Annotated in this window: 15 protein-coding genes; 5 read left to right on the top strand and 10 right to left on the bottom strand. The window is 70.6% G+C overall.

Annotated elements, in window-relative coordinates; all coding sequences use genetic code 11:
- Positions 1-98: 98 nt before the first annotated feature.
- The 7 genes from ACZ52J_RS42040 to ACZ52J_RS42010 all read right to left on the bottom strand — a co-directional run bounded on the left by ACZ52J_RS42040 (position 99) and on the right by ACZ52J_RS42010 (position 7,880).
- The gene (locus ACZ52J_RS42040) at positions 99-344 is read right to left on the bottom strand and encodes an SDR family oxidoreductase (RefSeq protein ID WP_465626689.1); all 246 of its coding nucleotides are present in this window, start codon (positions 342-344) and stop codon (positions 99-101) included.
- 327 nt (positions 345-671) lie between these two features.
- Positions 672-1,223 carry a YceI family protein gene (locus ACZ52J_RS42035; RefSeq protein ID WP_465626687.1) on the bottom strand — a complete coding sequence of 184 codons (552 nt, stop codon included), beginning with the start codon at positions 1,221-1,223 and terminating at the stop codon, positions 672-674.
- Positions 1,224-1,463: 240 nt separating this feature from the next.
- Entirely contained in the window at positions 1,464-3,299 is a 1,836-nt protein-coding gene (locus tag ACZ52J_RS42030; protein WP_465626685.1) for a glycoside hydrolase family 15 protein, read from the bottom strand.
- 890 nt (positions 3,300-4,189) lie between these two features.
- Positions 4,190-4,657 carry a nuclear transport factor 2 family protein gene (locus ACZ52J_RS42025; protein WP_465626683.1) on the bottom strand — a complete coding sequence of 156 codons (468 nt, stop codon included), beginning with the start codon at positions 4,655-4,657 and terminating at the stop codon, positions 4,190-4,192.
- A gap of 88 nt (positions 4,658-4,745) precedes the next feature.
- Entirely contained in the window at positions 4,746-6,023 is a 1,278-nt protein-coding gene (locus ACZ52J_RS42020) for a low temperature requirement protein A (RefSeq protein WP_465626681.1), read from the bottom strand.
- Positions 6,024-6,308: 285 nt separating this feature from the next.
- On the bottom strand, positions 6,309-6,872 hold the full coding sequence (locus ACZ52J_RS42015) for an NADPH-dependent FMN reductase (protein ID WP_465626679.1): 564 nt from the start codon (positions 6,870-6,872) through the stop codon (positions 6,309-6,311).
- A gap of 510 nt (positions 6,873-7,382) precedes the next feature.
- Complete coding sequence (locus ACZ52J_RS42010; RefSeq protein ID WP_465626677.1) at positions 7,383-7,880, bottom strand: MarR family winged helix-turn-helix transcriptional regulator; 498 nt, start codon at positions 7,878-7,880, stop codon at positions 7,383-7,385.
- Positions 7,881-8,576: 696 nt separating this feature from the next.
- Here ACZ52J_RS42010 and ACZ52J_RS42005 point away from each other — a divergent pair.
- The gene (locus ACZ52J_RS42005) at positions 8,577-9,902 is read left to right on the top strand and encodes a pectate lyase (RefSeq protein ID WP_465626675.1); all 1,326 of its coding nucleotides are present in this window, start codon (positions 8,577-8,579) and stop codon (positions 9,900-9,902) included.
- 53 nt (positions 9,903-9,955) lie between these two features.
- On the opposite strand, the gene ACZ52J_RS42000 is transcribed toward ACZ52J_RS42005, so the two are convergent.
- Both ACZ52J_RS42000 and ACZ52J_RS41995 read right to left on the bottom strand, forming a co-directional pair.
- Positions 9,956-10,507, bottom strand: a complete 552-nt coding sequence (locus ACZ52J_RS42000; RefSeq protein WP_465626673.1) for a hypothetical protein — start codon at positions 10,505-10,507, stop codon at positions 9,956-9,958.
- Between the two features lie 801 nt (positions 10,508-11,308).
- Entirely contained in the window at positions 11,309-11,581 is a 273-nt protein-coding gene (locus ACZ52J_RS41995; protein ID WP_465626671.1) for a hypothetical protein, read from the bottom strand.
- A 225-nt stretch (positions 11,582-11,806) separates the two neighbouring features.
- Between ACZ52J_RS41995 and ACZ52J_RS41990 the strand changes: the two genes are divergently transcribed.
- Complete coding sequence (locus ACZ52J_RS41990) at positions 11,807-13,561, top strand: lipase family protein (RefSeq protein ID WP_465626669.1); 1,755 nt, start codon at positions 11,807-11,809, stop codon at positions 13,559-13,561.
- Positions 13,562-13,765: 204 nt separating this feature from the next.
- Here the strand turns inward: ACZ52J_RS41990 and ACZ52J_RS41985 are convergent, their stop codons facing one another.
- Positions 13,766-14,173, bottom strand: coding sequence for a transposase (locus ACZ52J_RS41985; protein ID WP_465626667.1), 408 nt, complete (start codon positions 14,171-14,173; stop codon positions 13,766-13,768).
- Positions 14,174-14,191: 18 nt separating this feature from the next.
- On the opposite strand from ACZ52J_RS41985, the gene ACZ52J_RS41980 reads away from it, so the two are divergent.
- From ACZ52J_RS41980 to ACZ52J_RS41970, 3 genes are all read left to right on the top strand, one after another.
- Positions 14,192-14,371, top strand: coding sequence for a hypothetical protein (locus tag ACZ52J_RS41980; RefSeq protein WP_465626665.1), 180 nt, complete (start codon positions 14,192-14,194; stop codon positions 14,369-14,371).
- A gap of 112 nt (positions 14,372-14,483) precedes the next feature.
- Positions 14,484-14,846 (top strand): hypothetical protein, encoded by a 363-nt coding sequence (locus ACZ52J_RS41975; protein WP_465626663.1) that lies wholly within the window; start codon positions 14,484-14,486, stop codon positions 14,844-14,846.
- 39 nt (positions 14,847-14,885) lie between these two features.
- Positions 14,886-15,302, top strand: coding sequence for a hypothetical protein (locus ACZ52J_RS41970; RefSeq protein ID WP_465626661.1), 417 nt, complete (start codon positions 14,886-14,888; stop codon positions 15,300-15,302).
- The last annotated feature ends 8 nt before the right edge of the window (positions 15,303-15,310 follow it).

Here is a 15,310-nt window from a genome sequence, read left to right as displayed (position 1 = left end):
CGATCCGACAACCGCTCACCCGCACACGACTTGACCTGCCCCACCCTCGCCACACCACAACCAACGACACACAGACCACAAAGTCACCGGCATTGCGCCTAGACCTGACGCCACAGGTCGAGTTCGAAATCCTCGAACGGCCCGAAGGCGGCCATGGCGGCCGAGTGGACCAGAACATCGCACCTGCCGTAGCGGTCCAGCACCACCCGCGCGGCCCGGCGCACATCGTCCGGATCACCTGGATCGACCGAGACGTCGCCCGTGCGGTCGAGCACGACCACGGTGTGCTCGGCTGCGAGCCGCGCGGCGATCGCGCCGCCGATCGCCCCGGCGCCGCCGGTCACGACCGCAACCCGACGGCTCCCGACTGTCTCAGTAGATGCGGTGGACACTGCTCAGCGCTCCTCTCACTGCCGAACTCGTCGGCACCCGGGCTGCCCACCTCGGCGACCAGCCGGCACAGGGAAGTCGTCCGACTCGGGACAAGCCAAGCCCGTGCACGCGTCGTCCGACCTGGCTCTCCTCATGAGTTCCGCTCCGACAACAGATGTTCAACAGCTTCGCCAGCACCTGGCGCTCGACGGATTTGATCGGCAGCCGCCGGTCCCCGCCGCCCGGTCGCTTCCTGTGCGTGTCGCCCTCGGCCGGGTGCGATGGTCGGCCCCGGGCTGCTAGCCCTGCTTGATCGCGGAGATGTCGAATTCCAGGACGACCTTGTCGCCGACCAGGACGCCGCCGCCTTCCAGGGCCGCGTTCCAGGTCACGCCGAACTCCTTGCGGGAGATGGTCACCGATCCTTCCAGGCCGACCCGCAGGTTGCCGTAGGGGTCGACGGCGTTGCCGGTGTACTCGAAGTCGATGGTGACCGGGAGGGTCGTGTCCTTGATCGTGAGGTCGCCGGTGACGCGGTACTCGGAGTCGGCGCGGGGCTCGACCGCGGTGGTGCGGAAGGTGATGTCGGGAAAGTTGGGGGCATCCAGGAAGTCGTTGGTGCGCAGGTGCTGGTCGCGCTGTTCGACGCCGGTGTCGATGCTCTCGGCCTTGATCACCACCTGGGCACTGGAGCGGGCCGGGTCGGTGCCGTCCAGGTGGGCGGTGCCCTCGAACTGGTGGAACGCGCCGCGGACCTTGGTCACCATGGCGTGGCGGGCGACGAATCCGATCCTGGTGTGGGCGGGGTCGAGGACGTAGTCCCCAGTGAGCTCGGAGCCGGTGACGGTCATGGCTGAGATGCCTCCGTAAGACGGGATCCAGGCGACGGTTCGCCCGGATTGTTCCGGACTCACGCTAGGGCGCGACCGCTTCCCGGACCGGCCCGACGCACGGGGCGGCTGCAGAGTGCGCCCCCGTCCAGCGATCTCGGGCCGTCGGCTTGCCACTGCCGACGCGTTCGGCGCCACCGCCAACCCCGGCCGGTGACCCGCGGTAGTGCGTGGGCCCGCCGTCCGGGCGGCGGTGCCGTGTCAGCCGAGCGCACGGTCGAGGTTGAAGGCGGCGCTGATCAGTGAGAGGTGGGTGAAGGCCTGGGGGAAGTTGCCGAGCTGTTCACCGGTCGGGCCGATCTCCTCCGCGAACAGACCGAGGTGGTTGGCGTAGGTGAGCATCTTCTCGAAGGCGAGCCGGGCCTCCTCCAGTCGGCCGGCGCGGGCCAGCGCCTCCACGTACCAGAAGGAGCAGATCGAGAAGGTGCCCTCGGGGCCGTGCAGGCCGTCGGGGCTGGTGGTCGGGTTGTAGCGGTAGACCAGCGAGTCGGAGACCAGGTCGGTGGTGAGGCCGTCCAGGGTGGAGAGCCACTTGGGGTCGGTGGGCGAGACGAACTTGGTCATCGGCATCATCAGCAGCGAGGCGTCCAGCTCGTCGTTGTCCAGGGTCTGGACGAACGCGCCTCGCCGGGCCGACCAGCCGCGCTGCATGATCTGCCGGTAGATCGCGTCACGGGACTGCCGCCAGCGGGGCAGGTCGGCCGGCAGGCCGCGGCGGTTCGCCATCCGTATCGCCCGCTCCAGCGCCACCCAGCACATCAGCCGCGAGTAGACGAAGTCCCTGCGGCCCGCGCGGGTCTCCCAGATTCCCTCGTCGGGCTGGTCCCAGTGCTCGCAGAGCCAGTCCGCGACCGCGCCGACCTCGTCCCAGCGGTCGCTGCTGATCGGCTGACCCCACTTGTCGTACAGGTAGACGGAGTCGATCAGAGCTCCGTAGATATCCAGCTGGAGCTGGCCGGTGGCGGCGTTGCCGACCCGGACCGGCGCGGAGCCGAGGTAGCCCTCCAGGTGCGGCAGCTCGTACTCGGGCAACTCGCTGCGCCCGTCGATGCCATACATGAGCTGCAGCGGGCCGGTCGCACCGGTGCCGCGCATGATGCCGCGCTCGTCGAGGAACCCCATGAACGCCTCGGCCTCCGAGGTGAACCCCAGCCGCAGCATGGCGTAGACGCAGAAGGCGGCGTCCCGGACCCAGACGTAACGGTAGTCCCAGTTGCGCTCGCCGCCGATCCGCTCCGGCAGGCTGGTAGTCGGTGCGGCGACGATCGCCCCGGTCGGCGCGTAGGTGAGCAGCTTGAGGACCAGGGCGGAGCGGTTCACCATTTCCCGCCACCGCCCCTGGTAGCGCGAGCCGGCCAGCCAGTGACGCCAGAACCGGACGGTCGCCTCGGCCTGCTCCTGTGCCTCGGCGCGCGGACAGGATCGCGGGGCCACGTCGTCGCCGATCTGGTCGAGGGCGAAGACGTGGGACTCGCCCTCGAGGAGCTTGAAGTGCGACCACACGTCCAGGCCGTCGCTCTTCAGGGGTGCGGTGGCGGTCAGGGCGAGCGTCAGGGACGGGGAGCGGAAGACCGCCTCGTTGCCTTCGAGGTGTGTGGTGTGGGCTTCGGCGCCGTAGCCGAAGCGCGGGGCGATGCGCGCCCTGAAGGGGAGGGTTCCGCGGACGCAGAGCACCCGCCGGATCAGCCGGTGCCGCGCTGTCTCGCGCGCCTCGTCGACCACGGGCATGAAGTCCTGGATCTCCGCCACGCCGTCTGCGGCGAAGAACCGCGTGATCAGCACGTTCGTGTCGGGGAAGTAGAACTGCCTGGTGCGGGTCGTGACATCGGCGGCCAACTCGAACGACCCGCCCCGGTCGGCGTCGAGGATGGACCCGAACACACTGGGCGCATCGAAGCGCGGGCAGCAGTACCAGTCGATGGTGCCGTCCGTGCCGACCAGGGCGGTGGTACGAAGATCGCCGATCAGGCCGTGTTCGGAGATCGGTGTGTAGCGGCAGCTGCCCGCCTGTTCGAAACCAGTCGTGTCGAACGCCATGCCGGCCTCCCTGCCGCTGCGGCGCGGGCCTGGAGATGAGCCTTGCTTTTCATGCTAGATCGCCACCCGAGGCGCGGCCCCGGCGGAGCCGCGCGGGCAGGACTCGGCAGCCGACTCGTTTCAGGCGATCCGCCGGCACTTCCCGAGGTGGGTGCGGAGGCTGCCGCCGAGCGGTCGATCGACACCTCCCTGCCGCTCACCTGCAGCCACGCCGAGCCGTGCACCTGGGCGCGCTCACCAGCGGCGCGACCCATCGCGCCGCATCCACGCCAAGGAGCCGCGGCTGGCGCGGTAGGTGGGCGTCAGGGCCAGCGCCGCAGGAGCGGACGGCGGGTCCGGTGCTGCGCCGGTCGAGAACGGGGGGTGCGCGGTGGAGCCGGTCGCGGGCGGTCACCATTCGTCCGGCATCGTGATCGGCGCGAACGAGCCCCTCTCTGTCAGCCTTGAGTGAGGCGTCGGGGGAATTGGCGCCGCCTGCCCGGCGACATCGCCGGCCAGAATTCGGGCGGGCTGGGAAGCGGGCGTCGAGGGAGCGCCATCTTGCGGCGATCCTCGCCGAGGCCTCTCCCTCGTTTGCACGGGGGCGGGGGCCCGCACCCGACCCGGCCCCGACGGCGACACACCCACCCACGGACTGTCAGACAGGCCGAAACCGGGGGCGTTCCGCCGAATCCACCGGAACCTGGTGGCGACGACCGGCCGTCGGCGTTGCGAGACCGCCGCTCGCCGTCGGGACGCCGCTGCTCACCGGCTCGGCGCGCGGCTGCTCACCCGTCGTCCGGCCGGTGGTTGTTGCCGTCCCGGCACCCGATGTCGGTGGCGGCATCGGGTCCGTCGGTCGGTCGAGGGTGACGGCCGGTCTGTGCGGTGCCGCGCCGTCGAGCGCGGGGTCAGGGGTTTGAGGGGTGGGTCTCGGTCCAGTCGACGAGCAGGCGGCGTTCGGCGAAGAGCCAGGCGCTGTCCGGCTGCTTGGCGAACACGTCGAGGTAGCGCAGGGAGGCGATCATCAGCGTTCGCCGACCGTCGGCCTCGTAGAGGTGATGGGCGAGGGTGTAGGACTCTCCGGTGGCCTGGTCGCCGTCGAGGTCGATGGTGCTCTGGCCGTTGAAGTGGGTCGTCGCACGGTAGGTGCGCAGGTTCTCGAAGACCGGGAGGATCTGGGCGTGGCCGCGGAGGTCCTGGGTGGGCTCATCGGAACGTGCGTCCATGAAGACCAGGAATCGTGCGTCCTCGGTGAACAGGGCCAGCTGGCCCTGGGAGTCGCGGCGGTCGGCGCAGTGGGCGTAGGCGTCGAACAGTTCCCGGATGGCGAGGCGGTCGGCCGTTTCTTGAGGGGAGAGCGGGGAGTGGATGGCCACGGGATGATCCTTCGGGTGCGAGAAGAGCGGTGAATGGGGGAGGGGAGAGGCACGCTCGGCGGTGTCTGCTCGCCCACGCGCGGACACCTCACCGGCCGGGTGGCGGGCCGGTGGCAGACTGCCCGGAGCGGAGGCGGTACGTGACGGCGATCCCCCAGGGGAGTCCGAAGAGTGCCACGAGGGCCAGGGCGAGCAGCAGAGGCGGGGGACGGGTCGCACCGATCCCGAGGCAGATGAGCGCCGACACCGTGCAACCGACGGCAAGGGCTCGGTAGAGCCGGCGTTCCGCGCGCCAGGCGGTCAGGCTGCCGGCGACGAGCATCGTCGTGCACAGCACGGTTGCCGCGCCTCCGCACAGAATCCATGCGGTGGCGGCGGTGGTGCGCATGGCGTGGGCGTGTTCGACGAGGCCGACCATGGCTGCGCCCATGGCGGCGACGGCTGCGGTGAGCGGCAGGTGAGTGAGCATCCACTGTGCGGTGGCCGGTGGCGCGGGTCTGGGGGCTCGGTGGCCGGCGAAGTCGAAGTAGGTCCACCAGGCGCCGAAGCCGACCACGACGCAGACCAGGCCGACGGCGAGCGTTCGCGCGTCGACGGGTGAGTGGGCGAGTCCGTCGACGACGCCGGTCACGGTCTCGCCGAGGACGATGATGATGAGGAGCCCGAAGCGCTCGATGAGCGCGGCGGTGACGGCGAGAGCGTGCGCCGCCGCCGGTGGGGCGATGACGGCGGCGGCGAAGCCGGCCAGGTAGGCCGCGTCCAGGAGACCCCAGGACCAGACCCGGGCGCCCGCCGGGAGCAGCGCGCTCGCGGCGAGGACGGCGGCGCACGCCGCGGTGCCGGCGATGAAGAGCGTGCTGGTCCGGCGGTACTCGGGCCGGTCGCCCCGGGATCCCAGCAGCCACAGCACGGCCAGCACGGCGAACAGCACCGCGGCCGCGAGGGCGAAGGCGTCCCCGCGGGTTCCGCCGGCCTCCGGGAGGAAGGCGCCCAGCGGGACCAGTACCAGGATCTGCAGCAGGAACGTCGTGCGGCCTCGGGCGTCCTCGCGGCCGTGCAGTTCGTGATGCAGGCTGCCGTTGATCCATGCGATCCACACCAGCGTGAACACGGTGGCGTACTCGCCGAGGCCACGCCAGGTGAGCTCTTTGGCGAGGCGGTGTGCGGCCTGCGCCACCAACGCGACGACGACCAGGTCGTAGAAGAGCTCCAGTGGACCGACGACCCGCTCGCGTGGCTGCTCTCCATGTGGCCTGGGTGGCTGCCACAGCAGACGCCGGACGCGGTGCAGGAGCCGCGGCGACCGATCGGGGTCGCTGCCGCCGACTGTCTCCGCGTCACCGGCGCGATCAGGCTCACTGCCCACGGTGGCGACTCCCTGGAGGCCGGCCTGCCCGAGGACGGCGAAGGCGCGAGGCGGCGACGTATCCGAGTGCTCCTTCCGGCCTGCGGCCGGCGAACGGATGGGATGCGGTCGCGCACCAGCCAGTATTGAGCATGCAGGTCACGTCCAGGACGTGCGACATGCCGCGGCGGGTCATGGTGGGCAGCGGCACGTGTTTTGCGGGTCGGACGCTTGCCCGAGGCCATCGTCACCGGTCGCTCACGGTTCCGTATCCGCGCCGAGGGCGACCCCGATGCGGGGGTGTCGTCAGTTGCGCAGGGTTTTCATGGCGGTGGCCCAGGACTCGACCTGGTCGAACAGGGTGGTGATGGCTCTGTCGTGGTGCGCGGCGGGCTTGAACAGCGAGAGGTCCTCGAAGTCGGTGAACAGGGAGAATGCCAGCTGCTGGTTGACGTGGGCGAGCTGGACCGCGCTGGCGATCGCGCGCAGGTGCTCGACCGCGCGGGTGCCGCCGGCAGTGCCGTACCCCACGAAGGCTGCGGCCTTGTTGTTCCACTCCTCGTACGCGTAGTCGATGGCGTTCTTCAGGACGCCGGGGACGGAGTGGTTGTACTCGGGGGTGACGAAGACGTATCCGTCGTACTCGGCGACTTTCGCGGCCCATGCCCTGGTGTGCTCGCCCTGGTACTGGCCCATGGAGGGCGGCAGGGGCTCGTCCATGTGCGGCAGCGGGTAGTCGAGGAGGTCGACCAGCTCGTACTCGGCGGCGGTCCGGGCCCCGGCGCGGTCGATGACCCAGTCGGCGACTGCCTTCCCGTTGCGGCCGGGGCGGGTACTGCCGAGGATCACTGCGATCTTGAGGGTGTTCATGGGAACGGTTCCTTGTGTGTCAGTCCTGGGCGGCGCGGACCGCAGGCCGAGTGGCGGGCCCGGACCGAGGGTGCTGGGCCCGTTCGACGGTGAAGGTGACCGGGGCCGGGACGCCGGCGCCCAGTCCGGTGCCGGTCGAGGTGAACCTGATCTCCGGGTGGACGGCGGCGTCCGGCGGAGCAGGTGAGACCGCCTCGCGGTCGTGCCTCCGGCGGAGAAGCGCGCCGGGCCGGCCACCGCCCGGGCCCCGAGGGGAGCATCGGCACATAGGCCCGGCTCCGGTGCGTTGGCGGTCATGACGACCTCTATATCAATTGAACATTCAAGTCAAAGCGTAGACCCGATGGCCCGGCCGCTCAAGTCAGGTCCCGGCCGCTGAACGACTCTTGCGCTCTGCCGGCATGTAGTACCTCGCTCGCGGTCCGAGCGAGCTCACGCCGTCGCTCTCACTTTAAAGTTCAAGTCAAAATGAGTGGGCGGAATTCCTCTGGACCGTCGGTCCGGCGCGGGTCAGCGGACGGGGGAGTCGATGCGTCCGAGGATGCGCTCGGCGTCCTGGCCGAGGCGGCGCAGCCGTTCGCCGGAGAGGTTGTCGATGACCAGGTGGCGAACGTAGGCAACGTGGCTGGGTGCGGCCGACTCCAGCTTGCTCATGCCGGCGGGCAGGAGGATCGCGTTCGTGAAACGCCCGTCGGCCGGGTCCGGCGCACGCTGGACGTAGCCGCGGCCTTCGAGGCGCTTCACAAGGTGGGACAGCCGGGACAGCGATGTGCTGGTGTGCTCGGCGAGGGTGCTCATCCGCAGGGTCCACCCGGGCGACTCGGACAGCATCGCCAGGGCCATGTACTCGACCATGCTCAGTCCGGTGTCCCTCTGCAACTGGGCGTCGATGGCCCAGGGAAGGCGCGTGATCAGCCGAACGACGGACATCCACGACGACAGCTCAGCAGGCGCCAGCCACAAGTCGGCATGTTCGTCCGAAGACGGCGACCCGTCGGAGGTGGTCATCTCGCGAGCGTATCAGCGCCCTGGGGCCGGTCGGCCGGTGCGCGGAGCGGCACTCTCGGCCTGCCCGCAGCCGCTCAGCGCGCGAGCCCGCGCCCGGGAGGCATCCTGGAGTGGGTCCACCGGCCGCTTCGGATCAGCGTGACGGTTAGCCCCGGGGTTCCGCAGTCGCGCCCTTTCGGGGGAGGAGGGCGACTCGGCGAAGAGAGCAGGGCCATGTTGCGCCCTGAACGTGCCTTCACCGCCTCGGACAAGCTCCCGTCAACCCCAGCGGGTCCTCGTCGACCTGATCGCGCTGCCTGTGGAGGGAGGTGCGCGCAGTGGACGTGATGGGCCGCAGCGTCCGCGGCCTGCACGTCAGCACCGGCCAGCGGCCGCTGCCACCGGGCCATTTAAAGCTGTCACTTGGGCGGGCCGGGCTCGTTGGGCACGGGACGGCACGCCGCCCCACCGGGAGCGGGCCGGACGACGATGGATGAGGTCGACGTGGCCGGCTGGCTGCAGGTGGGGTCATCGTGCCCGCCGAGTGAGAATGGTGGCCGGAAAACGATTTCTGACGGTGCGGCAACCTTTCGGCGAGCGGCGGCAACCAGGAGACGAACGCCGACGCGGACGGTACGGACCCGGGGCGTTCGCGCGGTGCACCCGAGGAGGGGACGCCGGGCTCCCTGAATCCGTACCGGTAAGGACAGCCGAGACGTGAGCAAGCGAGCGATACGCCCCAGGCACGCCAGGATCGCGGCCCTGGGCGGTACCGTCGCCCTGGTGGCCGCCGCCGCAGTCGGCGGCCTGTGGGCCAGCGCCGATGCGGCCGGACCCGCCGTGGCACCGGGCGACTACACCCTGGCCAACGCGGCGAGCGGCCTGTGCCTGGACGCTCCCGCGGCCGACGGCGCGGGCGAGGGAACGCGGTTGACCCAGGGGCCGTGCGACCGGAGCGGCGCGCGGAGCTGGCGGCTGACCGCGACGGGCGGCGGATTCCGGCTGGCGGCCGCGTGGGACGGCAGCTGCGCCGGGGTGCGGGACGGGAAGAGCGGCGCGGGTGCGGCCGTCGAGCAGGAGGCGTGCACGGACGCGGCGGCGCAGACCTGGACGGTGAAGGCGGTCGACGGCGGCTACCGCGTCGTCAACGCGGCGAGCGGGAAGTGCCTGGCCGTCAAGGACGGCTCCACCGCGACCGATGCGCCCGTGCAGCAGAACTCCTGCGACTCCGCCCCGGCGAAGCGTTGGTCCTTCACCTCGGTCGGGGCGACGCCGACGGCTTCCGCGAGCGCGTCCGCGGAACCCCGGCCGACGCCGTCCGCCTCGGCCACGAACACGACGGGTGTGATCCCGTCGTGGCCGGCACCGAAGGGTGCGGACGTACCGCTGACTGCCACCCAGAAGGTCGTCACCCTCTTCGACGGCGGGGGCCGGCGCTTCGTCGGCAGGGGGCCGCTCGGCATGGGCGACCAGTCGGAGAACCAGCCCGCGATGTTCGAACTCGCCGACGGCGCCGTCCTGCAGAACGTCATCCTGGGCGACCCGGCCGCCGACGGCGTGCACTGCGCGGGCAGCTGCACGCTGCGCAACGTCTGGTGGGAGAACGTCGGCGAGGACGCCGCCACCTTCAAGGGCACCTCCGCCGACCAGGTGATGACGGTCGACGGCGGCGGCGCGCGCGGCGCCGCGGACAAGGTCTTCCAGCACAACGGGCCCGGCACCTTCGTGATCAAGAACTTCCGGGTCGAGGGCTTCGGCAAGCTCTACCGCTCGTGCGGCAACTGCAAGACCCAGTACCAGCGGCACGTCGTGATCGACAACGTGATCGCCACCGCCCCCGGGAAGAAGATCGTGGGCATCAACGCGAACCTCGGCGACACCGCCACCATCACCCGCCTCACCGTCGCCGGCGACTCCGCCCACCGGATCACGGTCTGCCAGCGCTACACCGGCGTCACCAGCGGCGAGCCCAAGGAGGCCGGCGACGGCCCCGACGGCCGCAGCTGCCGCTACACCGCGGCCGACGTCACCTACCGCCCGTAGAGTCCCGGCCCCGGTCCGGTGCGGTCCGCCGCCGCACCGGGCCGGTCAGAAGGTCAGTGGGTGCGGGCGAAGTCGCCCCAGACGGAGCTGGTGTCGGTGTCGGCGCGGTACGTGTCGTCCTTGGCGTCTCGGCCGCCCGTCGCGTGGTTGTACTGCCCGGCGAAGACGTGCTGGCCGGCGGGGACGGTACGGCCGGGCTTGAGGGTCCAGCGGTAGACCAGGAAGGCGCCCTCCTGTCCGGCCGTCACGTCGAACGCGTCGGCGGGCTGGGTCTGCCACTGGCCGGTGTCCTGGACCCCGGCCGTCAGGGCGATCCGCAACTCGACGGTGAGCGCGGTCAGCGGCTGGGTCGTCTTCAGGGTGAGGTTGCTCTGCGTCCAGTACGTGGTGCTGTGCGGGTCGACGGAGCCGTCCGACCAGAGCGGGCCGTCCTCGGGGTGCCGGTTCCGGCAGACCTCGTCGCCCTCCTCGTCGCACAAGCACGCGCCGCACGCGGCGCACAACTCCCAGCTGTCCTCGCAGCGCCGCGGCGGGTAGGCCATCTCCTCCCCACACCAACCGCACTCACGGATGTCGTGGATATCGCCCTGCTGCTGATTCGTCACGGACGAAACGTAGCCGACAAGATCATCTGTAGTGCTTTAGCCGCCGCTGCGGCCCGCTCACCGGTCTGCTTGCCGTGCCTGCCGTTCGGGGCGGCCGCCCGCTGCGCCCCGCCTGCCTGTCTGCCGCGCTGCCGTTCGGGCCGGGGGCAAGCTGACCGATCAGCAGAACGCGCTCCTGGACGCCCTCCACCGGCACGCCGAGACCGTTACCGGCTGACCTGCCCCGCAAGACCCCGCCGTCCCGTCCCATCTCGGGCCGGGACGGCCGTCCGCACCTGGTTCCCGACGTCCGGAGGTACCATGCGATGACCGACACCACCCGCCCCGACCCCTGCCACCGCACCCGAGCGGCTGGAGCTGGCCGCCTCCCGGAGCTGGCCCGCACCCGCCGACCGGGACCTGGGCCGCCCGGTCCTCGACTCCCCACTGGTGCACGGCGCGGTGTGGCTGCGCTGGACCGGCCACGACGGCATCCGCACCCTCCACCAGGGCGCCGGCCTCGCCCGCGGCTGGACCGAGCGCGACGTCGAGGACCTCGACGGCTGGGTGGCCCTGGTCGACGGGCGGGTCGTCCACCCGGAGCGGCCTGGACGGCGCGCTGCAGCCCGTCGTGCACGCCGCGGCGTGGCAGGCCGGATCGACTCTGCACGCCGCCCTCGCCCAGCACCCCACCCAAGACCGGCACCGACTCCTACCGCCTCGCCAGCACCCGTGCCCGGGCCGAAGCATCCAGCACGGCCAGCTGACGGCCGCGGTTCCCAGCTCGCCTGCTCGCCGCCCGGAAGACGGCGGGCAGGCTCCTCATCGCAAGCTCGTGGAGTGAGCCCAGACTTGCTGGACTGTTCGGTAGTCGATCACACGTATGTCTTCCTGCCGGAGGATGTCACGGGCCTGCGGCGATGTCAGGAACTCGTAGTCCGTCCGGCGCACGAGCCATCCATCGTCGATGGCCCGCGACTTCACATCGCCCAGACCGGCATGGACCGCCCATTCGCTGAGCCCAGGAGGCAGGTTGCGCAGCAGCTGAGCGTATCGGTCCCCCTTGTCGTGGATGGCGAGGGAGAAGCTGTCCACGAAGCCCACCTCGCGGGCACGGGCTGCGCACCGCCTACGCCGGGCAGGGGCTACTCCCCTTTCAGGCGGATCAACATGCCGTGCAGGACCTGGGTGGCCCACCCCGCTTGAGGTTCCCGGCCGTACGGCCGACGGTGGAGAGGCCATGATCCGTCGCCCGCGGCGCCCGAACGGCTCGGGGCAGGTCGTCCGCAGGCATCGGACGACGACGACCCAAGGGGAACCATGCCGTTCATCCAAGCCAGCCATCGTCGTCGTATCCGTGCCGCGGCAGCGGTCACTACGGCGGCGCTTCTGGCAGCAGGCTGCTCCTCCTCCGCGCCTGGCGGTGGTGCGTCGTCCAAGGCGAGCTCACCGTCCGCTGCTATCGCGATGCTGCGGCAGCGCCTCGCCGCCTTGCAGAAGCCGCTTGGACCCGACGAGGCTCAGCGTGCCTTCGAGGGCGTGTCGGCAGCGATGACGGGAATCAGCGAGGACTCCCTCAGCATCGAGCTGGTGAACTGGCAGCTGCAGCAGTTGAGCACCCCGCAGGGCCGGAAGACCTATCTGGCCAACAACGCCGTCCTCAACGGGCACATCCTGCCTGCCGGTGGTTCCTCGGCGCCCGCCGCGCCGACGCTCGGTGCGGCGGCCCCATCCGGCCACGGCCGGGGGGAACAGCCCGCGGCGTACCGCGACACGCCGAACGCTGGCGCAGGCCTGTCCTTCTATTTCGTCAACGGTGTCCTCAACGACGCTGTCTCGGCGGGGGAGGGTAAAGGCCTGCTGGAGAGCTCACTCACTCAGATGCTGGGCTTTCCTGTGAACGTCAATCTGATCTTCAACGCGTCCGGTGCCGACATCGCGTGGTACACCTACAACGCCTGCCAGCATGCACAGGCCGTCACCGCCAACCACCCCGTTCCAGAGACCGAGCAACTGGTGAAGGCCGTCTGCGTGCTCAGCGCTGCCGGTGCGGTCGCGCTGCCACAGAGGATGATTGCCGACGTCGGCAAGCTGTTCATGCAGAAGACACTGGACCCGAACTTCGCGTCCGATCCGGTGAACGCGATGCTGCTGGACTCCGTGCACAAGGATCTCCAGAGCGGGAAGCGCGTTGTGCTGATCTCGCATAGCGAGGGCGGTCTCTATCTGCGCAACGCGCTGTCCAGGATCGGTGCGGGGGCGCCGGTCGGGGCGGTCTTCATCGCCCCGCCGTTCGGCACCGGCCAGGAACTGAACACCAACCCCACACGCTATGTCATGTTCAACTGGGACTGGCTCCTGATGGAGATCGCCAATGTGCCCGGTGGACAGATCTCCCATGTCGACCCCACAGTCGAGGCCGCTGCGCCGCAGGTCGTCTACGACGGTAGCGTCAAGTCGCGCTTCGACATCCACTACCTGGCCAACTACCTGTACTGCGGCTCGGCTTCCGCCAAGCAGATCGGCGACCGTACGCGGGAGGTGGTGGACTACGTCAACTCGGTCCCCGCCTCCCGGGGTGCCGCACGCCCGCCGCTGCCCGGGGAGTCCGGTGTGGCGGCGCCCCACGGTGACGGCCTGCTGCCGCAGCAGACGGAGATCTGTGCGGTGCCTCAGCCGTCGAGTGAGACGCCGACGACGCAAACTCCGAGTGAGACGCCGACGACGCAAACCCCGAGTGAGACGTCCTCCAGCCCGTCCTACTACGTCTTCATCCTCACCAACGTCGCCGATCCAGGGAACATCCTCGTCGGCACCCCCGACGACGTCACCGGCAAACGCACCTGCGACTTCATCGACGGCGGCAAATGCGCCGACCAGGGCGGCGCTGACGTCCCCTTGCAGTTCACCGCAAAGCTGGGCCCGTACCCGACCCTCCAAGTCGCCCAGGCCGCATACTGCGCGAACGCCACCAACCCGCACGCCGGCCCAGGGGGCGCCGGCACCAAGGTTGACATCTTCGGCGGCAGTTACTGGGCTGACAACATCAACTTCAGCTGCCCGACCACACCGTGACAGACAGGTAAGCGCTCCACTTCATCGAGCACGAAGTCAAGGAGAGCAACACCCTGACCGTCTCCTTCCCCGGCCACCTCTGACATCCCCGCACTGCGCCGGACGGTGTCCGGCCGGCGCAATGCGGTGGGCGCGTCGTGGCACACACGACCGCATCCGGCGGCAGGGGTGTTGCAAAGTCCGGTGATCTCGTGAGTTCGCTGGTCAGGCGATGCCCAGGAGGTCGAGCGGGCGGGTGAAGGGCTCGTAGGAGGCGTGGCGGAGGCCGGCAGCGATGTTGCGGTGCCCGGCGGTGCGGAGGGCGTTGATCGCAAGGTTCCGCAGGGTTGCCATGTTCTCCGGGCCGTGACCCTTGCGGATCTTGGAGGCGTCCTCGGCGAAGGTGGTGTCGCGGATGAAGTGGAGCCGGTTCTCGATGGTCCACTGCGATCTGGCGAGTCGGCCGAGCTGCTCGGGCGAGGCTTCCTGCGAGGTCAGGTCGGTGATCGCGTAGACGGTCTGGCGGCTGCACTTGCCGGTGGTGAGGTCGGTGCGGTGTCGCAGGATGCGCGCGGCTTGAACAGCGTGGGGGAAGTCCAGGCCAAGGCCGGTGACGGTGAGGGCTCTGGTCACGCGGGTCTCCCTGCGGCCGTGAGCCCGACACTCGGCGAGGGCTGGCTGGCGGCCTCCTGGGACGACCCGCAGGCCGAGGACGTCCACCAGCTGCTCCACCGGGGCCGGCCGATCGGCTGGACCGCGCCGCTGCCGGACAGCCCGTGGGCCAGGCCGGGCACATCGCCGCCGAGTGCCGGGATGAGCGGGCCGCCGTGATCCTGACCGACCGAGCCAGCGGGGCCCGCACCCACCGCACCGTCGCGACGCCCTGGACGCCCTCCAGCGCGCCCACACCAACCGGCTCCGCGCCCAGCGCGCGGTGGCCGGCGTGCCGCGCCTGGCCCTCAAGCGCCCGACCGGCTGGAGCACACCCAGCGCCCGCGGCCTGGGCGCACCGAACCGCTCCCCGCTCGGCGACGGCCTCTTCCTGCTCACCTGGCCCGACCACCCGGGCGTCCAGGAACTCCAGCAGGCCGGCCACCCCGTCGGCAGGATCGAGGAGTACGACGTCCAGCGCGGCACCTGGACCGCCCTGATCGACAGCAGCCTCGTCGCCAACGCCGCCAGCGGCGAACCCCTGCGCTGCCCCGACGCCGACACGGCCCTCGCCCTGCTGCGCCGCGCTGATCACCGAGATCGGCGCGCTCGTGCCCGGAGACCGTGCCGATCGGGTCTTGGCGCCGTTACCTGAGCGAAGGGTATTGGTTCGAGGCAGCGCAGGAGTATCACCGTGACACATCGCCGTACCGTCAGGCATCCGGCGCCGCCGGGCGTCGACACCCTCCGGTTCACCCCGCGGGGCGCTCTGGACGCCATCGCGGACCCGAGGTTGCGCGGGATGGCCGCCGAGGTCATTGCCACCGGCCTGGTCGAGGAGATCGGCATCGAGTTCGGCACCGTCACACACGCTGTCGACAGGGACGGGGCTCGTGCCGTCGCCGGGACGCTGACGGCCGAGCTGGCCGCCTTCGGTATCCCGTGCCCGGCGGCCGTGGTCCGTGATGTGGCCCCGATGTGCTCTGTGCTGTTGCCGGACCTGGACCGAGATCTCCTGCTGGCTCTTAGGGCGTCCGCCAGTAGGTCATCGGATGCGGGGGCTTCGAGGCCGGGTATCCCAGCGGTAGAGGGTCCAAGCCCGTCTGATTAGGCAGCGGA

The sequence above is a fragment of the Kitasatospora sp. NPDC034035 genome (assembly GCF_055575755.1).
Note: the sequence above shows the minus strand (reverse complement) of the source record. Positions and strands in the feature narration are given on the sequence as shown.